The organism is Acidobacteriota bacterium (genome assembly GCA_026393675.1).
Classification (GTDB): Bacteria; Acidobacteriota; Vicinamibacteria; order Vicinamibacterales; family JAKQTR01; genus JBAXOX01.
In genome coordinates this window covers 1-21,581 of sequence record JAPKZQ010000027.1, presented here as the reverse complement: position 1 = coordinate 21,581, position 21,581 = coordinate 1, and the positions used below count along the sequence as shown (strand labels likewise).

The window sequence follows — 21,581 nt, the reverse complement described above, 5'->3', positions numbered from 1 at the left end:
CGCGGCGGCGCAGTAATCGTCGGCTTCAGGCCGGAGAGCGTTTGCCTGGAGAGGACTTGCACCTCTCGGGTCATGGCACACTTACAGGCGCACGGATCGCCACGCTCCAGCGTGGCCGGGCTGGAGCCCGGCGTTCCCAGGTATTCACGCGAATCCCCAAGCTCGCTTGCCACGCCGAAGTCCTTTGACGCAACTCGGGGCGAAGGCGGGAATCCCGATTCCCGTCCACTATCCCTTCGTCATCGATGGCGGTGCCGCGTCAGGCGCACTGGCCCAACTGCGATTTGGCTCCGGTCCCATGGTCAGGCGAAGCGTGCCACCGGCCGCAATCTCTTCGTGGCGAATCCAGCAGCGATCGAGCGGCTGGCCGTTCAACGTGGCGCCCTGGATGTACCGGTTCGCGCTCGACAGTTGGGCCGCCTGGATGTCGAACGACTTCCCGCCTGCCAGCTCGATCGTGGACTTGTCGTGAAGCGGCGCGCCGAGCACGTAGATGCCCTCTGCCGGGTTGACCGGGTAGAACCCCATCGCGCTGAGCACGTACCACGCCGACATCTGGCCGCAGTCCTCGTTGCCGCACAACCCGTCGGGGCCGGTCTTGTAGAGCGTGGTGCAAATCTGCCGGACGCGGTCGGCCACTTTCCATGGCGCGCCCGCGTAGGCATAAAGATAGGCGATGTGATGGCTCGGCTCGTTGCCCTGCGCGTACTGCCCGATCAGGCCGGAGATATCCGGCGACGCGTTGCTGCCCTCGATGATGGATGGCTGATCGAACAGCTCGTCGAGCTTGCGCACAAAGGCGTCGGGCCCGCCCATCAGCCCGATGAGGCCGCGCACATCGTGCATCACCGACCAGGTGTGCTGCCAGGCGTTGCCCTCGGTGAAGTCGCTCTTCTCGTGTTCCGAGAATCGTGGAGAGAAGGGGGTTCGCCAGCTGCCGTCTTTGAGTCGTCCCCGCATGAAGCCGGTGGAGGTATCGAAGACGTTCTTGTAGAACCCCGCCCGGGTTTCAAACAGCCTCCGATCGGTGGGTCGCTCGAGCTTGGCCGCCAACTGCGCGATGCACCAGTCGTCGTAGGCGTACTCGAGCGTCTTGGACACCGACTCGGTCTCCTGGTCGGCCGGAATGTACCCGCGCGTCTCCGGCGGCTTGAGCCACTTGAGGCCGCGCCCGTCCTGCAGGGCGCTCGCCTTCATCGCCTCCAGCGCCTCGCCGCGATCGACGGTGGTCAGGCCCTTCATGATCGCGTCGACAATCACGGGCACGGCGTGGTACCCGATCATCGTGTTGGTTTCGTTGCCCCACAGGGTCCACACCGGGAGCAGGCCGCCTTCGCGCGAAAAAGCCATCATCGACTGCACGAGGTCGTTGACCCGCTCGGGCTGGGTGAGGGTCAGCAACGGGTGCAGCGCACGGAACGTGTCCCACAGCGAGAACACGGTGTGGTTCTGGAACTTCGTGCCGGCATGCACCTGGCCGTCGGGTCCGCGGTATGACCCGTCGACGTCGCAGAAGACGCTGGGCGCCAGCATCGAGTGATAGAGCGCTGTGTAGAAGACGGTCTTGCGTGCCTTGTCAGCGGTCTCGATCCGGACACGCTCGAGCCGGCGATCCCACGCCTCTTCGGCATCGCGACGGTAGGCGTCGAATTCCCATCCTGGCGTTTCCTTGTCGAGGTTCCGGCGGGCGCCGTCGACACTGGTGGGCGATAAGGCCACTTTTGCGATGATCGGGTCGCCGGGCCGCGAGCGGAATCGCAGCAGGGCCTTGACCTTCGTCCCTTGCGCCTGCTTGCGCTCGTTCGAGAAGTCGCCGTCGGCTCCGACGAGCCACGTGAAGATCGGCGCCGAGAACCGCGCGACGAAGTAGACGCGCTGGTCTTTGGCCCAGCCCTTTGAGAAGCGATAGCCGGAAATCGTCGTGGGGCCTTCAATGGTCAACTGGGTGTCGACCGGCTGGTCCCAGTTGATGGCGAAGCCCAAGTCGAACACGAGTGCCGGCGGGCGCGCCGGGATGTACCGGCGGAACGAGTACTTGTGGATGCCGACGCGCCTGGTGGCCGTCAACTCGGCGCGGATGTCGTCGGTTGGCAGTTCGACAGAATAGTAGCCCGGCGTGGCGCGTTCCTTGTCGTGGGAGAACGGCAGCCGGAGATCGCCTGGCATGACCGGACCCGCCAGAAGCGGCGTCACAAGGATGTCGCACAGATCGCCAATCCCGGTGCCGCTCAAGTGCGTATGGCTGAAGCCGGCCAACTCGGTGTCGGAGTAGTGGTACCCGGCGCACCAGTCCCACCCCTGCTTGCCGGAGTCGGGGCTGAGTTGCACCATCCCGAACGGCACGACGGCACCGGGGAATGTGTGGCCGTGGCCCCCGGTCCCGATGAACGGGTCGACAAATTGAGCCAGTTTCTCGCGTGTCTCGTCGGTCCGCACGGGCGCCTCCTTCCCCTGTTGCCATCCTTCAGCGGCCGGCCCAACGGCCAACAAGGCTCCCGTGGCGCACGCGCCTTTGAGCAGATCTCGTCTGGTTACCATGGCGTCCTCACCCCGCTACTTTAGTGTAACGGGGGCCAGGCGGGCACGAACGGATGTAGAATGCGCTGACTTCTCCAGCCGCACGACAGCCACGGGGGCCACAGAGCCGGGACGGCCGCGAATCGGGGGTTCATCGACATGGCGCACACGTATCACGAACTGAAGGAAAAGACGGTCGCCGATCTGCGCGAGATTGCCAAAGAGATTCAGCATGACGCCGTGCAGGGGTACTCGCAGATGAACAAGGAGCATCTGCTGGTCGCCATCTGCAAGGCCTTGGATATCGCCATCCACGAGCACCATGATGTGGTGGGCATCGACAAGGCCGCCCTCAAGGCCCGCATCCGCGTCCTCAAGAAGGAGCGGGATGTCGCCATCGAGGCGGGAGACCACGCGACACTCCAGGCGATCCGGGCGCACATCCACGGCCTGGACCGCCAGATCAAGAAACACACGGTGTAGACCGACGGCTCTGCCTGTCAGTTCTGCTTACTGCTGCCAGCGATCCCGCTGTAGACTAACGGGCCATGTGTGGAATTTTCGGAATCGTCACCCGCGATGACCAACCTCTGGGCGAGACGCTGCTTGGCGCGGCCCGACGGCTCTCCTACCGCGGCTACGATTCGGTGGGCGCCGCCACCATTGATCGCGCGGGCCATATCGATCTGCGAAAGGATGTCGGCAAAGTTGATGAGGTCGCACCGCGTCTCGGCTTCTCGGCACTGCGAGGCCGCCGGGGCATCGTGCAGCTTCGCTGGGCCACGTTTGGCGCCCCGTCGCAAGTTAATGCACAACCGCATCTCGACAGCGATGGCGACATGGTCGGCGCGCACAACGGCAATGTCGTCAATAACGTCGCGCTCAGGCAGGAGTTCATCGCCGAGGGCCTGACGGTCCGCTCGACCAACGACGGCGAATCCTGTGTGCACGCCGTCGAGCGGTACGTGAATCAGGGCCTCGACATGGTGGAGGCAATTCGCCGCGCCTACCACGTGCTCGAGGGCGATTATGCGTTTGTGATCGCCTCGGTCCACGACGATCGCCTGTATGCCTTCAAGAAGGGCTCCGGCCTGGTCGTGGGTCTGGGCGACGGCTTTACGTGCTGCTCGTCCGACCTGCCCTCGCTGCTGCCGCTGACCACTCGCATTGTGCGCCTGCGTGACGGCGAAATCGTCGTACTCGAACCCGACGGCGTGAGCCTTTGGAGCATGGCCAACGGCGCACGCGTCGAGCGCGATCCCGAAGTGTTCACGCAGGGCATGGACGCGGCCGTCAAGGGCGGCTATGCGCACTTCATGCTCAAGGAGATCCACGAGCAGCCGGCCGTCGCGCGGGAACTGCTCCACTTGTTCGATGCGTCGCGCCACGTTGACGTGATGGCGTCCGCCATGCGGTCCGCGCAGCATCTCTACTACATCGGCTGCGGCACCAGTTACCACGCCGGGATGGTGGGGGCGGTCTACGCGGCCCGGCTCGCCGGCCGGTCCGCGGTGCCGGTACTGGCCCCACAGTTCGTGGCGCAGTACGGGCCCACGCTCTCCAAAGACGATGTCGTGGTGTTCGTGAGCCAGAGCGGCGAGACCAAGGACGTCCTCAGCGCGCTCGATGTGGCCGAGCGCGCGGGCGCACAATGCCTGGGTCTGCTCAATGTGCTGGGGTCGTCGCTGGCGCACCACACGCAGGCCTACCTGCCGCTCGCGTGCGGGTATGAGATCAGCGTGCCGGCGACCAAGACGTTTCTCAATCAGGTGCTCGCCTTCCTCTATCTGGCCATGCGCATCGGCGGCCACGACACCAAGACGCTGCGGACGGTGCCGGACCTGCTTGAATACACGATCGCCTCCACCGATGCCGACGTCGACCGCGTGCTGCCCAGCGTCAATTCGAGAAGCGACCTCTACACGCTCGGCTTTGGCCTGACCTACGGCATCGCGCTCGAAGGCGCGTTGAAGCTCAAGGAGATCACATACGCCCACTGCGAGGGCATGCTGAGCACCGAGTTCAAGCACGGTCCGCTCAGCGCGGTCGACGAGGGCTACCCGGTCATCTTCGTCGTCGGCCCCGACGATGTGCCGCTGCTCATCAGCGCGATCAACGAGGTGACGGTCAGAGGCGGACACGCCATCGCCATCGCGGAGCCTGACAGCCGGCTGAGCGGCAACGCACACGATGTCGTGCCGCTGCCGGCCGCCGGGGCCTTGGTGAATCCCCTGCTGGCGACAATTCCCCTGCAGATGCTGTCGTACAAGATGAGCGTCGCGCGGGGGCACGACCCCGACTTTCCGAGGAACCTGAGCAAGACGCTGACCGTCGACTGAGTCCTGAGTGAATAAGTTCGTCGCCGACCTCATGAATCGAAGGACTCAGTGACACGCCGAATCCTGGCGGACGGCCCTACGTCACCTATGCGCTCATCGCCGCGGCGGCCAGTATCCGCCGTAACTGATAGAGGGCACGCAAGTTGACGGCCCACGCGATATCCGGTGGCCTGTGCGGCCCTGCCTCGTGTATGATTCGTCTTTCTAGACACAGCTTTTGAGGAGGTCCCCTACGATGAAGCGCCTTGCCGTCCTCGCGTGCGCGATGAGTTTGGTTGCAGTTGGCTGCAACAAGAGCATCAACCCGGTGGTGCCGTCTGGTGTGGTCACGTTGGTGGCCCAGTTGGCGGGTACCTCGAACGTGCCGCCGGCGGGTTCTCTCGAAGCTGGTGCGACGGGATCGCTCCAGGTAACGTTGACGCCAGCGGCTGACGGCGCCTACACGGCGAGCTTCGCCCTCTCACTCAAAGGACTGGTCAAGTCGGGCGTGCTCCCGTATCCGCTCGACAACGGATCGGCCATCGTGGCGGCCTACATCCACCAGGGAGCGGCCGGCACGCTCGGGGCGCCGGTGGTGCCGCTGCCGACCATTACCCAGGCGGCTCCGATTCTGAGCCCGACCGGCACGGTGCTGATCACCATCTCGGGCGTGAGCGTGACGTCGACCGCCGCCAGCGGGATTCTCGCCAACCCATCCGGGTACTATTTCAACTTGTACTCGGGGCTGAACCCGAACGGCGTGCTGCGCGGGCAACTGGTCAAGCAGTAGAATCGCCAGCGTTCTTGAGTGGTGGGCAGGCCGGATCGCCTCAATCAGCGACCCGGCCTGTTCCTGTCTATACCCTGAGCTCACTTGGGTTGCGGACGGCGGCGTCGCGGTGGCCCGCTTCGTCACCGCTGCGAAATGACCGTGTGGTGCGCAACACAACTCGGGTCGAAGGGTGATCGCTACTTCTGTCTGAATCCTGCCGGGATCTCCACGTCCCCCGCGGCCACGGCCGACTCAATCGACAGCACCTCGGTGATGGTCGTCATGATCGTGGCGCGCGTCTTCGTGCCCGCTCCGCCTGCCGCACCTTCGGCCGGCTGTTCGGTCTTCTTCTTCCGTCCGAGCAGCCCACCTAACGCGCCGCCGATCCCGCCGCCGCCGCCACGGTTCTGATCGGCCCGCGCGTCGGAGCCTTCGGGGCCAGACGCGCCAGCCACCGTCACCGTAGTCAGCATCGGCGTGCCATCGAGCTTGAGGCCTTCCTTCTGGGTGCGCGCCAAGGCCGCCTGCATCCCGGGGAACACGGCCATCGCCTGCGCCAGGTCGCGCCCGGATGGAGCGGCCTGGTCTCCATAGACTTTCTCGAAGTATCGCCTCTCGAAGGCGATGTTCTCCTGCAGCGCGGGGTTCTTGGGTGCCATCCACATGTCGGATGTGATGATCATGCCGCCCGCATCGTCAACGGTCTTGCCCTTTTCGTGCATCGTGAGCGTCATGATGACCTGCTCGCAGGAAAAGCCCGCAATCGGCTTTTGCTGGCCGGTCTTCTTGATGTCGAGATCGAACTCCATCTCCGGCTGCTTACCATCGGACTTCTCGCTGGCGGCTTGCGGCTGCCCCTTGGACGTGGTCTTCTGGAACGCGGCGCGGAGCTCGTCGAAGGTCTGGACCGTGTAAGTCTTGCCGCGCAGATCGAGACGATAGACCTTCTGGGCATCCAGATCGATCAACTCAGCGGTGTTGTCGATGGTCGACATCCGGCGGTTGCCCTTGATGGCAATGGTGGTGAGCGTGCCTTCTTTAGCAGCCTTGCCGCCGAACATCCCGGCGACGCTGCCGGCGATGCCTTCCAGCTTGATCTGGGTCTTCTGCTGCGACTTCACGTCGGCGCTCATGCCCAGCGTCGAGGCCAGCACGAGAATCGCGCTCAGCAGCGCTATGGAGCGAGTTCGCATATCGGATTGTCCTCCTCCCGGATCGCCTCCGGGCTTCGTGACCCACCTTCCCATGACTGTCGCGTTTGGGAATCGGGCCACACCACCGCCACTACGGCCGAAGTGGTTCCCCGAGTTGGGTGTCTGTGCCTTCATTATAAGCTGTCTCGTACATGAGGCTGGATGGCGCTCGACGAGGTGCGGCGGCGTTGAGTCATACCTCCGAGGGGCCGGCAGGAGATGGAGGGTCAATTGTTATCCTTGCATGAAGGGATAACTAATACGATACTGTCACTGTGACTAGTGACAATTTGAAGCACGTGCTCAGGCAGTTCGTCGCCCGGCCGCTGCCCGAGTGCCGGGCGCGGGATCTGGTGTTGCCCATCGGATCGCGAAAAGTGATCGGCCTCGCCGGGGTGCGGCGCTCCGGCAAGACGTTCCTGTTCTTCCATACGATCCAGCGGCTGCTGGCGCAAGGCGTCGGGCGGCACCGGCTCATCTACCTGAACTTCGAGGATGACCGCCTCCAGCCCCTGGGAGCCGAGGACCTCGATCTGGTTCTGCGTTGCCATCGCGAGATCTTCCCCGAAACCATCGGCCAGCGGTGCTACCTCTTCCTGGACGAAGTACAGAGTGCACCCGGATGGGAACGATGGGTCCGCCGCGTGCACGACACCGAGGATGTCGAGGTGTTCGTGACCGGATCATCCTCGCAGTTGCTCACTCGCGACCTCTCCACAGCGTTGCGGGGCCGGAGCGTCACGCTGGAAGTGTTCCCGCTGAGCTTTGCCGAGGTTCTGGACTTCCGGGGCATCGTCTGGCAGAAGTCGCATCCGGACAGCGAAAGCGTGGTGCGTGGCGCTCTCGAGCAGTACTTGAGGTGGGGCGGTTTCCCGGAGGTGGTGTTGGCAGACGAGGCCATGCGTCCGTTGATCCTCGGTGAATACGCGTCGCTGATGCTCTACCGCGACGTGGTCGAGCGCTACGGTGTGCGCAACGAGACGCTGATGCGCGAGTTGCTGCGCTTCGCGTTTCGGAACACGGCCTCGCTGGTCAACGTGAGCAAACTCCACCGCGACTTCGCCTCGCTGGGATTCAGCGTGTCGAAGAACACCCTGCACGAATATCTGGGCTACCTGGAGGACAGTTACCTCCTGTTCCTGCTGCCTAGACAGGAACGGTCGTTGCGAAAGCAGGCGCACAATCCCAAGAAGCTCCACGTGATCGACCCGGGCCTGGTCGCGGCGTTCCAGGGGAATCCGGACCGGGACGTTGGTCACAAGCTGGAAACAACTGTCTTTCTCCAGTTGCGGCGCCAACGACGCACCCTCTACTACTTCGCGAATGGTGGCGAGGTGGATCTGTGCGACGAAGACGGCAAGTCGTTCTGGAACACCTGCTGGAGCTTGTCCGACCCCGACACGGTCGGACGAGAGCGGCGATCGATCGTGCTGGGAAAGTCACGCGCCACGCGCGCGAAAGGCGTCTTGCTCTATCACGAGTTGTCGCCCGCTCTGAAGTCCGCGATACCCGAGGCCCGGCCCGCGTGGCGCTGGTTGCTCGAACAGAGCCGACGAGGATTCAGGCGATGACACTCGGCGTCAGGCGAGGCCGAGTTGGGTGTACAGCCGCGGCAGCTTCTGCTGCCGCGATGGCCGTCGGGTCGATCAACCGGTCTGCCTGACCGTTGCTACTTCCGGTGTCGCAGGACGCGCAGCGCATCCTTTCCCGCGGGTGACTACCGCTGCACGGGCCGGGATGCACGCTCCAGGCCTTCGGCGAGATCGACCAGCCGGACAAACTGCGCGCGGTATCCGTCCGGGTCCGGTCCGCGATGGCGCGCGACGACGTACCCGTTTCCACTCTGCAGTCACGCGTGGCAACAGTGGATCACGCGGAACCGCTGCTCGACGGCGGCTGACGCCGCCGTCGACCGGGTCTTTTCGGCCATCGAGGTGCTGGAACGCCACCCGCAGATGGGCCGTAGCGGTCGCGTGCCTCGCACACGAGAGCTCGTCATCACTGGCACGCCGTTTGTCGTGGCTTATCGTGAAGGACGGCATCGAGATTCTGGCCGTCCTGCACGGCGCCCGCCGATGGCCGGAGCGCTTCGAATAGGGCGACGCGAAGATGACGATAGGAGGCATGAGCGACCTCCCAGGGCGGACCGCCTCCCGGCGGTGAACACAACGGCCGTTCTCAGGCGTTGACGCGGCGTTCCCAGCGGCCCGAAGCGGGCTACTGACTCGAGACACAGCACCGCCGCGGACTGATCCTCCGCGGTCGGAGTCGGAGCCTGGCTGCCGCTACTGCGTGAGGGACTTCAACACGGCGTCGAAGATGGCGAACGGCTGCGCTCCCACGATGGTCTGCGACCCGATGATGAAGGTCGGCGTGCCGGTGACGGCGTACTGCTGCAGTCCGGCTGTCTTCATGTTGGTGATGCCGTTGCGCAGATCGGTGAGACCCAGACACTCGTCAATCTCCGCGCCGGTCATCCCCGCCTGGGCGACCACGGTCTTGATCGCGCTGGTGGGATTCGCGCTGCCCGCCCAGGTGGCTTGCGCCTGGAACAACAGGTCGAGCACGGTGAAGTAGCGATCGCCGGAGCATCGGGCCACCATGGCCGCCGACATCGCAGCGTTGTCCCACGGGTAGTCGCGGTAGACCAACTGCACCTTGCCGGTGTCGATGTAGGCTGCCTTGATCTGTGGCAGTGTCTCCAGGTGGAACGACGCGCAGTAGTGACAGGTCAGCGACGAATACTCGATCATCGTCACCCCCGCAGCGGGACTGCCCATCACCTTGTCGGCGAGCATGACGGCCACGGACGGGAGGAGGGACGTCGCACTGGGCCCGAGCCCGGTGGAGCGGGCCGGGTTGCCCCCGCAGGTCGTCGCGGCCAAAGCGAGCGCGATCGCGAGCACGTGAGTCACGGCGAGCCGGCCACACCACACCATCGGGCTATCCTCGGGGGCGGCCTATTCTACCGCGGTCACCACGGCCAGCGTCGCGCGCGGCCGTGCCCAACCGGCGTGCGAACATCGACCTCGTCGGGCGGATCCCCAAGGCGTCTCACCCTCGCCCCCGCGCCTACTTGCATCTCCAGCTCGTGATGTCCGCGCCGACCGGCGCCGTACGCTCAATGTGCTGCGTCATCGCGTCGAGCAACTCCTTTGCTCCGGGGCTGTAACAGTGAGGCGCGCCGCGCTTGTACGTGACGCTTCCCGCGGTGGTAGCGGAAGTCCACCGAGTCGGGGCAACTGGCCCACGTGCCGCCGAAGAAATCGGGGTGGAACACCTGACCGCGGCGTTGGGACGGCCGCGCAGCGACACTCGAGAGGCGTGCACCCGGCTCCGGACAGTGCACCGAACGTTTGCGCTCGGAAGTCGTAGAATAGGTGGGCAGGCTAGGGGAGACGGCACGGGCAGACGAGTCGGTCCCCTTGGGTCCGGAGACGTGAAGCCCGCGCGACTCATTCAGCGCGTTTGGCGTGTCACCGGAGGAACGGCACGATGCCAGTGATCTCAATGTTCTACGGCATCATCGTCTCCATGTACTTCGCTGACAACAGGCGACACAAGGTCGCACACATTCATGTGAAGTACCAGGAACACGAAGTCGTCTTGACCCTGCCAGAAGGCGAGATTCTCGAAGGTTCGATCCCGGCCAATAGGCTCAAGCTCGTGCTGGCGTGGATTGAGATTCACCGTGACGAACTCATCGCGGACTGGGAACTCGCCGCGAGTGGCCAGCAGCCGTACAAGATTGAGCCACTGAGGTAGGCCATGAATCCACGAGTGACATCGGTTGTTCCAGAGAGCAGTTATCGACTGCGACTTCATTTCACCAACGGTGAAGTGGGGATCTACGATTGCTCTCCCCTGCTTGACTTCGGGGTGTTCAAGGAATTGCGTGATCCCGCGTACTTCCGTCAGGTCGTAGCGGCAGGCGGAACCGTCGTCTGGCCCCACGATCAGGACATTTGCCCGGACACCCTATATGAGGATTCGCACCGCGGGAGACCCTGTCCCAGCGAGTCCCATCCACATGACATCGCCGCTCTCGACCGGTGATGGCTACGACAAGAGGATGGATTAGCAGTTCCCCGGGATGGCGGACTTTCGGGGCGTGATCATAACGCCCGTTCTCAGACACTGACGCCGCGGTCCGGGCGGCCCGACACGGGTCGCTGATTCGAGACACACAGGACACGGGGCACATTATCGCTGGTCTGGCTCGGTTTGCAAGGGTCGATTTGGGCCTCGATTTGGGCCTGACGTCTGCCGCGGCGCACACGTCAGGCACGATGCGCTCCGTTTGAAGGTCAACAGGCTGGGTCGTAGGGGAGTTCGTTGTCTCGACATTCGGCGTCGGGGGTCTCGTACAGGCGTGGCGGGGATCGAGCAGGCGCCGGTTCCGCCCTTCGGCCGTGGCTCAGGGCGCCCCGAGCCGGGACGAGGGGCGGCACCTCGGTTGGCAGTCCGACGTGGCGCAGGATGCGCTGCACGACGTCAGCCTGCTCGATCAACGCGATCAGACGCGTGGGTCGTCCGCACCGCGGGCACGCCAGGACGTCGTACCCGAACACGGCGCGTGAGCGTCGCCCAATCCGCGACGATGGCAGACTTTGCCAGTCGCGCGGCACGACGACTTGAATGGCGGGGGCCGAGAGAGGGTGATGCCGCCCCGCGCGACCGTTGCGCGCCCCCGCAACTACTTGTATCTCCAGCTCGTGATGTCCGCGCCCGCCGGGCCCGTGCGCTCGATATGCTGCGTCATCGCGTCGAGCAACTCCTTCGCCCCGGGGCTGTAACAGTGAGGCGCGCCGCGCTTGTAGGTGACGCTTCCCGCGTAGTAGGGCGTCCGGGTGGACTCCAGCAACTTCTCCATCAGTTCTACCGCGTCGTCCAGGTAGTACGAGTCGTCATCGCCGACGTAGATGTGGATCTTGCCCACCAACTTCGGCCCGAGCGTTTTCCAGTCGCGCTCGAGGATGGCTCGCAAGTCGAAGTGCTCCTTCCAGTAGGCCGCGACTTGCTTGTCAATCTTCCCTGTCTTCTTGTCCCAGATCCGCTTCGGATAGCCGTCGGCGCCGGCAGGGCTGTAGGTCGCCTCCCAGATGTCCCACTGGCCCCCTGAGCGCGAGCGATCGCCCGCGACCAGCTCGAACCAGTTCTCGTCCTTCATCATCGACGAGATGTTGCCGTCGGGCGACCGCGTGTTAGGCCGCTCGATCCTGGTCCACGGCCGCTCCAGGAAGTACGCGTTGTCGTCGTTGTAGATGTTGACGATCTGGTGGTAGCGGAAGTCCACCGAATCGGGGCAACTGGCCCACGTGCCGCCGAAGAAATCGGGGTGGAACACCTGCAAGGCCAGCGCCTCCCAGCCGCCTGTCGATCCGCCGGAGAGGTTGCGGGCCCACGGCTCGCGGATCACGCGGAACCGCTCCTCGACGGCCTTGATCAATTCGCTCATGATCGCGTCGCCGTACGGCCCGTTGTTCTTCGAATTCACGGCGTAGGAGTCGTCGTAGTACGGCGTGGGATGCTGGAACGTGACGTAGAGGAACCGCGGCGTGTCCTCCGCCAGCCACAGCTTGTCGAACGCGCCGCCAGTGCCGAAACCGCCCGGTGCCCGGGTGGAGAAATGCCCCTGCGAGTAGTTCACGGGAAACTTCACCTCCGGGTGTCTGTCATAGTCCTTCGGCAAGAGCACGGTGGCGCCCACGTAGATCGGCTGCCCCCACCACTTCGACAGGATCTGGCTCTTGAACTTCAGGCGCTTCACGTAGTCGGTGTCCGGCAGGTCCGGAATCGGGGCAATCACCTGGTCGCAGACCAGATCGATCACGAGCGATTTCGGATCCGTCGCCTGGGGGTCGATGACGACCCGCTTCGGCGCGGAGAAGAGGTTCCCGGGCGACCGCCGCCAGTTCTGCCCTTCCCACTGGTCCATGTGGAGCCACACGGTGTGGCCGTCGGCTCGGTCGAACTTCGTGTAGACGTTGACGAACGCCTGCGCCAGGTACTCGCCCTTCGGGACGTCGTTGAGGCTGGCGACCGGGTGGCCGAAGACGGTGGCGTCGATCTCGGCGATGGCGCCGGGCTTCAGATTCTCGACGTTCAGGCCAACGAGCGGCGCGCCGGTGGAGCCGGCCTGCTGGATGGGCCCGCCGCCCCCGCCGCGGCCGGTTGTCGGGGCGTCGGCCCGGTTCAGCGCGACATACACGCGTCCCGTGATCGGCGCGGCGTGCGCGGACGCGGGAAACGAGATGCGCACGCGCAGCCCCTTGGCGGGCGGTGCGCCGGCGAACGCGGGAGCGGCGAGCAACTGCAGGAGTACTGCTGCCAACGCAAGACGTTTCATGATTTCCCTCGCACGGGCATGGCTGCCGTTGCCGGAAGAACGATCGGCGTGGCGCAGGCCAGGCCGACGAGGAGATTCCTGATGTTCTGTTGCTTTCCAGTCGGTATCGTCGGTGCTGGCATCTGCCCGTTCCGTGCCCGTTGACAATGCAGGCCGGGTGCCCAGCGCCAAGGTTATCATTCGTAGGTTTGCTATGATAAGCAGGCGCTGAGCGACGCTTGGGCAGCTCCCCCGGGTGGCGCCTCATCGTGCTGGCTCCGCGTCGCGTCGCGACACGACAGCACGACAGGAGTGAGGTCATGAAACACTGGCGTCTTCCGCCACTGATCGTCCTGCTGGCCATCCTCGTCGTGCCCGCCGCCGATGCCGCCGCTCTCTGCGTAAATCTCGGCACACCATGCCGCCAATACGCCGCTGTGCCGGTGATCTTCCAGGGAGTCGTGGAACGCATCACGCCGATTGACGAGTATCCGGATCGGTATTTTGGTTCGATGCTGGCGCAATTGGTCCACGTCCGCGTGGAACGCACCTGGAAGGGACTGAAAAACGTCACCGCCGTCGACATAGTGACGCTTGGGGGTCCCGGCCGGTGGGTCGAGGACCAGTTCCCCTTCGAGATCAACCAGCGGTACGTGATATGGGCGGAACCGTCGGAAACCGGTGCCACGCTGCGTACAAGCGCGTGTTTGCGGACGCGACCACTCAAAGACGCCGCCGAAGACATCGCCTTCCTCGAGAGTCTCTCGCAACCGGCATCAGGGGGATTCGTCTACGGCGTGGTGTGGTTCACCGAGCGAGGCCTCTCCCCGTCGTTCAAGCCAGAAGCACTCAAGGACGCCACCATGGTGGTCGAAGGCATGGGGACCCGCCGAGAGACGAAAACCGATGCCAGCGGGCATTATCGTTTCACCGGACTCCCACCCGGAAGCTACGACGTCAGCGTCGTCCTGCAAGGACATCTGGCTGCGACGCGCGTCGACTACGCCGACGCTCATGCACCCGTTCACGAAACGCCGGTCCGGTCGGCGGTGGTCATCGACGGTCCGCGCGATTGCGCGGAAGCGAATTTCTCGACTCAATCGAACGGCCGCATCTCCGGCTTCGCCAGCGTCGAGGGCGGACGCCCGGTCGGCGGCGTCGTCGTACTGGCAGCCCTTGTTGACGAGGTCCGGCGTGCAGACGCGGCACGAGAACGGAGCAGGCCGTCCTACCTCTTCTCCGGAAAAGCCGTCACCGGCGCGGACGGGTCGTTCGAGTTCACGAACCTGCCGCCGGGCCGGTACGTGGTGGGCGTCAGCCTCGATCATAATGTCGCTTCGGACCATCCGTATCCGCGGATGTTCTATCCAGGCGTCGCGGCGCTCGAAGACGCAGCGGTGGTTGAGCTTCAACGCGGAGAGCAAGTCCAGATCGGCAACCTCACGCTGCCCGCGCCCTTGACCCAGACGATCGTGCAAGGCAGTGTCGTTGGGATGGACGGGCAACCGGCCGTCGGCACCCAGGTCGTGGCGGTCAACAACTGGGGGGCGTCCGCCGGAAGCATGTTCACCAAGGAAGACGGCCGCTTCCGCCTGACGCTGTACAGCAGCCACGCGTACCGCCTACGCGCCACGCTGCGCGACAAGCAGGGGGCCATCGTGTCGGAGACGACGCTCCAACTCGATGCGCCAGAAGGCGCCGGCGAACCGCTCCGGCTGGTACTGAAGCCACCCGTGGCCAAGTGAGTCTCACACCCGCGCGGCCGGAGGCGGAGAAGCGATAGGGCTTGTTGAAAGCGGCGTCAGCGCCTCCGGCCGAGGACCAACTCGACGAAATGGACCGGGACGAGCACGTCGCCACCGTAGCGAACCTGGTAGGCGAGGGAATTCGGACTTGGCTCGGCTGCTGCGTCCCCTGGCCTGGTCGCGCTCGCCGGCAACGGGTAGGAGAGGCTCAGCACCACGCTCGTCGTGCTGCCAGGATCTGCGCGCCCCAGCAGCCTGGTGGGAATGGCCATCTCAAAGGTCCTCCGGCTGCCATCGCGCCTGACCGCAGTCTTCACGCCGGGCAGCGGCGCCCCGAACCGGCGTCCAGGCGTACGGTCGCCAACCTGCGCGTTGCCGTCCGAAGCCTCAACCCCAACGCGGAGCGTTTCGCCTCCGAAGTCGGTCTCTCCCGAGCGGCGCGCGAACCCGACCTGCAGCGCGTCGCTGAAGGCGGAGTCGTCACTCAGGGGCTCATCGCTAACGGGTACGTCAATCGCCAGGTAAAGGGTCTCTGGACCGTTGGCCGCGCGGATCACTGCAGCCGATGCCCCGGTGCCGACCCGGAGTGTTGGCGCCCCGGCCCAGTCAGCCAGATCTCCATCGAGTACCGGAGGCTTCACGCGAAACCCGGCCGATAGCGATTGCAGGAACAGCAGGACCCGGTGAAATCGGTGCCGGTGGGGCCCCGCAGAGAGATCGAATTTGACCCACGGCATCGCGTCGAGCGCCATGTTGTCGCGCAGCGCTCTGAACGTGAATGCCAGCCTGATGGTCCCTCCTCCAGGCACGTGGATCACGCGGTTGCGCGGCACTATCTCGAACTGGCTCGGCTCGAAGTTCCAGGCCGCTGTCCCCGAGAGCATCTCCGCGTAGGGGTTTGCAAGCTGGAGCTCAAATCGCACGCCCTGCTTCAGATCCTGTGTGCCCCGCACGATGCCAATCCGGGATGTGTTCTGCTCCGCGAACAGGAAGCCGCCCATCAGATCGGCGTCGACGTCCTGCAACTCCCCGCGATCGGTCATGACCCGAACCTCGAATCGACCGCCCGAGACGCGAACTTTCACGAAGTGGTGTTCGCCACCCGCATCGCGATAGTCGGGCCGGAGCTCGGCACCTCCGCCGCCGGTAATGAAGTAGCGGATACCGTCGAACTCGCGCGACGGTCCATAGCAGTGGAAGTGGCCGCCGAACACCGCTTTGACCTTCGCCTGGCGGAACAGTGGATGGAGGGTGTCCCGCCAGAACACGTGGTACTTTGGCACCACGCGGTCCTGCTCCCACGTCGGAAAGTGCATGAAGACGAAGATCGACGTCGCTCGCGTGGATCGCAGATCGTTCTTCAGCCAATCCAGCTGAACCGGACCGATCTCACCCCACTGGCCCTCCTCGCCGTTGTCCAGCAGCACGAAGTGGCTGTCGCCATAGTCGAACGACTCATAGAACTTCCCAAATCGCTGCCCATACACGCGACGAGCGTACGCGGAATAGGTGTCGTGATTGCCAGGCAGTTGGTGGTAGGGGCCCGCGAACTGGCGGATCACCTGCTGGTACTTGTCCCACTGCCCTGCCTTGGGACGCGGCCCGTAGCCGTAAATCAAGTCTCCCAAGTTGATCGTGAATGCGGGCCGCAAGGCGTTGATCTTGGGGATGAGCCCCTCGAACACGCGGAAGTTCTCGCTGAGGAAGCGCGGGCGGGTGTCGCCAATCACGACGAACTCGAAGTCGGACGCCGGAGGCGGAGGGTGGGCCGAGCCGAGAAGGAGTGAGGCGCACAGCGCTGTTGACGCGAGGATGGTCGTTTTCATGGTTGCACGTGCAGCAGTGCAGGCCCTGCGTACGCCTCACGCACAATCGAATCGGACGAGAGGTGGCAGTAGCGCTCCACCGGGCCGCGACGCAACACAACGTCCGTTCTCAGACAGCGATTCCGGCCTCGCAGCGGCCGGAAGAGGAGCGCCGACACGGGCACACTGCACACGAGACGTATTATCGCACTCCCGACGCCGACTGGAAGACCGGATGCGTCGTGATGATCTCTTCCCGCCGCCACGACGTCCCGGCTTTGATCGCGCGATTCCTCGCGATCTCCTGAACCCGGACAACTGCCTGGATGCAGGACCATCACAGGCGCACAGACGACAGTCGAAGATCGGTGACTGAGCGTGTCTAAGGCTCGGGCGCCGGTTCACCGAGCGTGACGATTCCGAGGTCACCATCGACGGTCACGATCTGGCCATTGGCGATTCGGCGGGTGGCGATGCCGGTTCCGATGACCGCGGGAATCCCGTACTCCCTGGCGACGATGGACGTGTGAGAGAGCAGGTTGCCCACGTCGGTCACGACACCACTGGCCATGGCAAGGAGGGGAGTCCAAGCCGGAGCCGTCATTGGCGCGACCAGGATCCCGCCGGCTTTCATCGAACGGAATTCCTCAGGCGAGCCAATCACAGAAGCCGCTGCGGTGACGCGTCCCGGACTCACGGGGATTCCACGTATCTGAGTGCCGGTCTCGGCTCGGGCGTGCTCCGGCATGAAACGGCTCAGGCGGAAACCAAAAATGCGGAAGAGGCTCGGAATCAAGACCGGCGGCTAGAGTCTACGGCAGTCGGTGTCGTTCTGTAAGCCGAATCCAGGATTCGAAAGGCGGAAGACCTGGAGCCCACTCAGGGCGGCACACAAAACGAAGGGAGAACCTGGCGGAGAGAGAGGGAGTCGAACCCCGACGCTCGAATCCTCAACCCCGAATCCCGACTCCCGAGTAGGTGCGCCGCTCGCGCCAGCGCTACTTCGCCACCGCCGGCGCAAACGTCGGCGGCAGCGACATCTTCAGTTCCCTGACCAGGAACCCGAGCATGTCGGCCCGTTCTTCCTTCTGCTTGGTCGTGGACTTGCCCGCCCCATGGCCGGCCTTCGTCTCGATCCGGATCAGAACGGGAGCGGTCCCCGCCTGCGCGGCCTGGAGCGTCGCCGCGAACTTGAAGCTATGCGCCGGCACGACGCGGTCATCGTGATCAGCGGTGGTCACGAGCGTCGCGGGGTACTTCGTGCCGGGCTTGATGTTGTGCAACGGCGAGTACTTGATGTTGATCTCGAAGCCTTCCTTCATGTCGGGGTCGCCGTAGTCGGACTTCCAGGCCCAGCCAATGGTGAACTTGTGGTAGCGAAGCATATCCATCACGCCGACCGCCGGCAGCGCCGCGCCGAACAGGTCGGGCCGCTGCGTCAGGCACGCGCCCACCAGCAGGCCGCCATTGCTGGCCCCGGCGATCGCGAGTTTCGGCGTGGACGTGTACTTTTCCTGGATCAGGTACTCGGCCGCCGCGATGAAATCGTCGAACACGTTCTGCTTGAACTTCAACCGGCCCGCATCGTACCAGGACTGGCCGTACTCGCCGCCGCCACGGAGGTTCGCGACGGCATAGATGCCGCCCATCTCGAGCCACGCGGCGGTGGCCGGCGAGAAGGTCGGCATGGAGGAGATGTTGAATCCGCCATACCCATACAGCTCCGTCGGATTGCGGCCGTTTCTCGTCATCCGCTTCGCGTGCGTGATGAACATCGGGACACGCGTGCCGTCTTTCGACGTGTAGAACACCTGATCGGTCTGGTACCGGCTGGCATCGAAATCCACGCTTGGCTTCTTGAAGATGCTGCTGGTCTGCTTCACGAGGTCGTAGCGGTAGATGGTGATGGGATACGTAAACGAGGTGAACGCGTAGAAGGCTTCCCTGTGCTTCCGACGCCCGCGCAGTTCCGGGACCGACCCGATCCCCGGCAGCGTCACGTCGATCGGGTTGGACCCATCGGTCTCGTAGACACGCAGCGCGTTTTTCGCGTCGGTCATCCAGATGGTCACGAACTGGTCGTTGATCATCGTGACGCTCTCGAGTACGTCCCGGCCGCGCGCCTCCGGGATCACCGTCATCGCGTCGGCGGCCGTCTTCTTCCGGTTGATGAACACCAGCCGGTACCGCGGTGCGCCGTTGTTGGTGAGCACGTAGAACATGTCGCCGTCATTGCCCACGATGGTGTAGGCCGCGTCGAAGTCATTGAGAAACGGCTCGATCTTGCCGACGGGATCCTTCAGATCGCGCACGAAGATCCTGTTGCGGTTGTCGGTGCCCTCGGTCTGGTACAACAGCAGGAATCGCCCGTCATCGGTGACATCGGCGGCAAAACCCCAGTCGGGCTTGTCGGGCCGCTCGTACACCAGCAGGTCGGCGTCCTGCGGCGTGCCGACCTTGTGGAAGACGAGTTTCTGGTTCTTGTTGACCGCCTGAAGCAGGTTGCCGTCCTTCGGCGCGTCGTACCGGCTGTAGTAAAAGCCGGATCCGTCCTTCAGCCAGGCGGCTCCGCTGAACTTCGACCACTTGAGCGTCTCCGGCAAATCCCTGTTGGTGGCCACCTCCCGGATCTTCCACTCCTGCCAGTCGGACCCGGCCGCCGCGATCGAGTAGGCCATGTACCGGCCGTCTTCGGAAAACGACTTCTCGCCAAGCGCTACGGTGCCGTCGGCCGACAGCGTGTTCGGATCAAACAGCACCTCGGGTGCCGCGTCGATCGCTTTCGTCTTGTAGATGACCGCCTGGTCCTGGAGGCCTGTGTTCTTGCTGAAGATGTACCAGTCGCCTTCGCGCGACGGGGCGCTGTAGCGCTCATAGTCCCAGAGCTTCGTGAGCCGCGCCTCGATGCGCGCGCGCTCCGGAATCTGGTCGAGATACCCGAAGGTGACTTTGTTCTCCGCCTCGATCCACGCCCGCGTATCCGGCGCGTCGGCATCCTCGAGCCAGCGGTAGGGATCCGCGATCGTCGTGCCGAAGAAGTTGTCGGCCTGCGCTCCCTTCTTCGCGTCGGGGTACTTGTAGGTTCCGGATTGTGCGGTGATCGTCACGGACATAAGCAAGAGCAGGACAAAGACGCGTGCGTTCATGAATATCCCTCAACAGGCGTGGCGCTCGGGTCAGACGGACATTATGACATCGCCGCGGCGCAGCCGGGGCGAACAGCATGACCTGGGCGCCGTCGCAATCCGGTCGTGTGCCGCGTGCTATCGCTTTATCGCGGCCCCGGGCCGGGCAGCAGGCTTCGCCGTCGCTTCGGCCGGCACCGGTCCGACGATGGACTGGTAGACAAGGGTCCGGTACTTGCTGTCGAGATCGAGACCGCCTGCCGGCACGAGCTGCGAGAAGAACACGGCGATCAGTTTCTCCTGCGGATCGACGAAGTACCGCTGGTAATAGGCGCTGCCCCACCCGTAGGTGCCCACGCTGCCATAGCGCCCGGCCTTTCCCATCTGCTCGATCACCTCGAAGCCGAGGCCGAAGCCCATCGTGTCGTCGGAGTAGAGCGAGCCGACATGATTGACCGTCATCAACTCGACGGTCTTCGGCCCGAGAATCCGCACACCTTCCAACTCGCCGCCGTTCAGCAGCATCTGCAGAAAGCGCGTGTAGTCCATCGGGGTCGAGAGCAGGCCCGCACCGCCCGAGAAGCAGGCCCGCGGCCCCTCGACGTAATCACCTTGGCCCGCGCCTGGATCGGGTGCGCGCACGAGGCCGTCGGCCCTGGCCGAGTAGACCGTCGCCAGGCGGTCCTTCTTCCCGGGAGGCAGGAAGAAGCTCGAGTCGACCATCTTGAGCGGCTCGAACACCCGGGTCCGGAAGAACTGGTCGAGCGTCATGCCGGACGCTTTCTCGATGACGGCACCGAGGATGTCGGTGTTGTACCCGTACACGAACTTCTCACCCGGCTGCGCATCAAACGGCAGCCCGGCGAGCCGTTCGGCAATCCTGCCGATCGGGTCCTTCTGGTCACCCAGGTACCATCCGAGGATGCCGGCTGCCTTGTACTGGGCTTCGGCCGGGTTGCCCTGGCCGTAGGAGATGCCGGCGGTGTGCGTCAGCAAATCGCGAATCGTGATCTCGCGTCTGGCAGGCACCAGCCCGTACCGGCCGCTGCCCGGCGTGCCGACTGGCGGCGGCACGGCGACGGTGGTCTGTCTGAACGCGGGGATGTACTTCGACACCGGCTCGCTGAGCTGGAGTTTGCCCTCTTCCACCAGGATCATCGCCGCCACGCTTGTCACGGCCTTCGACATCGACGCCATCCGGACGATGACGTCCTTGCGCATCGGCAGGTTGCGCTCGATGTCCATCCGGCCGTACGCGTCGAACACCGCGATCTTCCCGCCCCGCGCCACGACGGTCACGACGCCGGCGATGCGGCCGCGGTCGACGTAGTCCTGCATGACCGCCTTGATGCGATCCAGCCTCTGGGCAGAGAGGCCGACCTGGTCCGGCGTGGCGGCCGGCATCATCTGCGCCGACGACGGCAGCACCAGGCCAACGACCAGCAGAATCGACAGCAGGACACGCTTGGCGGTCATGGCAACTCCTCCCGAATGACGTTGGACAACCACAGCGGGTTGCCCCTACGACTCCATGGATTCCCGGTAGGGGCGGCCCCCCCTTTGGCACGCCGTAGCCGCGGGCGAAGGCGGCGGTGCCCGCCCGAAGGGACTCCCCGGGGCCCGACGCCAACATGGTATGTTATTGACAAGTGAATTGACCGCTTGTGTTTGACAAGTGATCTGACCGCTTTCGCTAAAGTGACGCCTGTGGGCGCTGTGGGCCGGCGAGCGTCTTCGGTCGCCGGTCCAAGGGCCTTGTGGGGCGCGGGCTTCTACGG

General features: G+C 64.5%; 16 protein-coding genes. 8 read left to right on the top strand and 8 right to left on the bottom strand.

What is annotated here, in order from left to right; translation table 11 throughout:
* Positions 1–228 precede the first annotated feature (228 nt).
* Positions 229–2,538 carry a GH92 family glycosyl hydrolase gene (locus NT151_07425; protein ID MCX6538745.1) on the bottom strand — a complete coding sequence of 770 codons (2,310 nt, stop codon included), beginning with the start codon at positions 2,536–2,538 and terminating at the stop codon, positions 229–231.
* A 138-nt stretch (positions 2,539–2,676) separates the two neighbouring features.
* Between NT151_07425 and NT151_07420 the strand changes: the two genes are divergently transcribed.
* From NT151_07420 to NT151_07410, 3 genes are all read left to right on the top strand, one after another.
* Complete coding sequence (locus NT151_07420; protein MCX6538744.1) at positions 2,677–3,000, top strand: Rho termination factor N-terminal domain-containing protein; 324 nt, start codon at positions 2,677–2,679, stop codon at positions 2,998–3,000.
* 65 nt (positions 3,001–3,065) lie between these two features.
* Entirely contained in the window at positions 3,066–4,856 is a 1,791-nt protein-coding gene (gene glmS, locus NT151_07415; GenBank protein ID MCX6538743.1) for a glutamine--fructose-6-phosphate transaminase (isomerizing), read from the top strand.
* A 235-nt stretch (positions 4,857–5,091) separates the two neighbouring features.
* The gene (locus NT151_07410; GenBank protein MCX6538742.1) at positions 5,092–5,625 is read left to right on the top strand and encodes a CHRD domain-containing protein; all 534 of its coding nucleotides are present in this window, start codon (positions 5,092–5,094) and stop codon (positions 5,623–5,625) included.
* Positions 5,626–5,804: 179 nt separating this feature from the next.
* On the opposite strand, the gene NT151_07405 is transcribed toward NT151_07410, so the two are convergent.
* Positions 5,805–6,800, bottom strand: coding sequence for a hypothetical protein (locus NT151_07405; protein ID MCX6538741.1), 996 nt, complete (start codon positions 6,798–6,800; stop codon positions 5,805–5,807).
* A gap of 275 nt (positions 6,801–7,075) precedes the next feature.
* On the opposite strand from NT151_07405, the gene NT151_07400 reads away from it, so the two are divergent.
* A complete protein-coding gene (locus NT151_07400; protein ID MCX6538740.1) occupies positions 7,076–8,371 on the top strand; it encodes an ATP-binding protein in 1,296 nt (431 codons plus the stop codon).
* Positions 8,372–8,395: 24 nt separating this feature from the next.
* On the top strand, positions 8,396–8,989 hold the full coding sequence (locus NT151_07395) for a type II toxin-antitoxin system RelE/ParE family toxin (GenBank protein MCX6538739.1): 594 nt from the start codon (positions 8,396–8,398) through the stop codon (positions 8,987–8,989).
* Positions 8,990–9,085: 96 nt separating this feature from the next.
* On the opposite strand, the gene NT151_07390 is transcribed toward NT151_07395, so the two are convergent.
* Positions 9,086–9,739: a thioredoxin domain-containing protein gene (locus tag NT151_07390; GenBank protein MCX6538738.1), complete on the bottom strand. Its 654-nt coding sequence runs from the start codon at positions 9,737–9,739 to the stop codon at positions 9,086–9,088.
* A 556-nt stretch (positions 9,740–10,295) separates the two neighbouring features.
* Here NT151_07390 and NT151_07385 point away from each other — a divergent pair.
* Positions 10,296–10,565, top strand: coding sequence for a DUF4160 domain-containing protein (locus tag NT151_07385; protein ID MCX6538737.1), 270 nt, complete (start codon positions 10,296–10,298; stop codon positions 10,563–10,565).
* A gap of 3 nt (positions 10,566–10,568) precedes the next feature.
* A complete protein-coding gene (locus NT151_07380) occupies positions 10,569–10,856 on the top strand; it encodes a DUF2442 domain-containing protein (GenBank protein MCX6538736.1) in 288 nt (95 codons plus the stop codon).
* A gap of 640 nt (positions 10,857–11,496) precedes the next feature.
* On the opposite strand, the gene NT151_07375 is transcribed toward NT151_07380, so the two are convergent.
* Positions 11,497–13,149 (bottom strand): alpha/beta hydrolase-fold protein, encoded by a 1,653-nt coding sequence (locus NT151_07375; GenBank protein MCX6538735.1) that lies wholly within the window; start codon positions 13,147–13,149, stop codon positions 11,497–11,499.
* Positions 13,150–13,448: 299 nt separating this feature from the next.
* Here NT151_07375 and NT151_07370 point away from each other — a divergent pair, with 299 nt between their 5' ends.
* Positions 13,449–14,873, top strand: coding sequence for a carboxypeptidase regulatory-like domain-containing protein (locus NT151_07370; protein ID MCX6538734.1), 1,425 nt, complete (start codon positions 13,449–13,451; stop codon positions 14,871–14,873).
* A 56-nt stretch (positions 14,874–14,929) separates the two neighbouring features.
* Here the strand turns inward: NT151_07370 and NT151_07365 are convergent, their stop codons facing one another.
* The 4 genes from NT151_07365 to NT151_07350 all read right to left on the bottom strand — a co-directional run bounded on the left by NT151_07365 (position 14,930) and on the right by NT151_07350 (position 21,279).
* On the bottom strand, positions 14,930–16,699 hold the full coding sequence (locus tag NT151_07365) for a metallophosphoesterase (protein ID MCX6538733.1): 1,770 nt from the start codon (positions 16,697–16,699) through the stop codon (positions 14,930–14,932).
* A 361-nt stretch (positions 16,700–17,060) separates the two neighbouring features.
* On the bottom strand, positions 17,061–17,312 hold the full coding sequence (locus tag NT151_07360) for a PEP-utilizing enzyme (protein MCX6538732.1): 252 nt from the start codon (positions 17,310–17,312) through the stop codon (positions 17,061–17,063).
* A 364-nt stretch (positions 17,313–17,676) separates the two neighbouring features.
* Positions 17,677–19,824, bottom strand: coding sequence for a prolyl oligopeptidase family serine peptidase (locus NT151_07355; GenBank protein ID MCX6538731.1), 2,148 nt, complete (start codon positions 19,822–19,824; stop codon positions 17,677–17,679).
* 117 nt (positions 19,825–19,941) lie between these two features.
* The gene (locus NT151_07350; GenBank protein ID MCX6538730.1) at positions 19,942–21,279 is read right to left on the bottom strand and encodes a serine hydrolase; all 1,338 of its coding nucleotides are present in this window, start codon (positions 21,277–21,279) and stop codon (positions 19,942–19,944) included.
* Positions 21,280–21,581 lie beyond the last annotated feature (302 nt).

Bases quoted from the DNA above. Each gene is read 5' to 3' on its own strand.
- NT151_07425 (MCX6538745.1), bottom strand. From the start codon at position 2,538: ATGGTAACCAGACGAGATCTGCTCAAAGGCGCGTGCGCCACGGGAGCC.
- NT151_07420 (MCX6538744.1), top strand. From the start codon at position 2,677: ATGGCGCACACGTATCACGAACTGAAGGAAAAGACGGTCGCCGATCTG.
- glmS (MCX6538743.1), top strand. From the start codon at position 3,066: ATGTGTGGAATTTTCGGAATCGTCACCCGCGATGACCAACCTCTGGGC.
- NT151_07410 (MCX6538742.1), top strand. From the start codon at position 5,092: ATGAAGCGCCTTGCCGTCCTCGCGTGCGCGATGAGTTTGGTTGCAGTT.
- NT151_07405 (MCX6538741.1), bottom strand. From the start codon at position 6,800: ATGCGAACTCGCTCCATAGCGCTGCTGAGCGCGATTCTCGTGCTGGCC.
- NT151_07390 (MCX6538738.1), bottom strand. From the start codon at position 9,739: ATGGTGTGGTGTGGCCGGCTCGCCGTGACTCACGTGCTCGCGATCGCG.
- NT151_07385 (MCX6538737.1), top strand. From the start codon at position 10,296: ATGCCAGTGATCTCAATGTTCTACGGCATCATCGTCTCCATGTACTTC.
- NT151_07380 (MCX6538736.1), top strand. From the start codon at position 10,569: ATGAATCCACGAGTGACATCGGTTGTTCCAGAGAGCAGTTATCGACTG.
- NT151_07375 (MCX6538735.1), bottom strand. From the start codon at position 13,149: ATGAAACGTCTTGCGTTGGCAGCAGTACTCCTGCAGTTGCTCGCCGCT.
- NT151_07370 (MCX6538734.1), top strand. From the start codon at position 13,449: ATGAAACACTGGCGTCTTCCGCCACTGATCGTCCTGCTGGCCATCCTC.
- NT151_07365 (MCX6538733.1), bottom strand. From the start codon at position 16,699: ATGAAAACGACCATCCTCGCGTCAACAGCGCTGTGCGCCTCACTCCTT.
- NT151_07360 (MCX6538732.1), bottom strand. From the start codon at position 17,312: ATGAAAGCCGGCGGGATCCTGGTCGCGCCAATGACGGCTCCGGCTTGG.
- NT151_07355 (MCX6538731.1), bottom strand. From the start codon at position 19,824: ATGAACGCACGCGTCTTTGTCCTGCTCTTGCTTATGTCCGTGACGATC.
- NT151_07350 (MCX6538730.1), bottom strand. From the start codon at position 21,279: ATGACCGCCAAGCGTGTCCTGCTGTCGATTCTGCTGGTCGTTGGCCTG.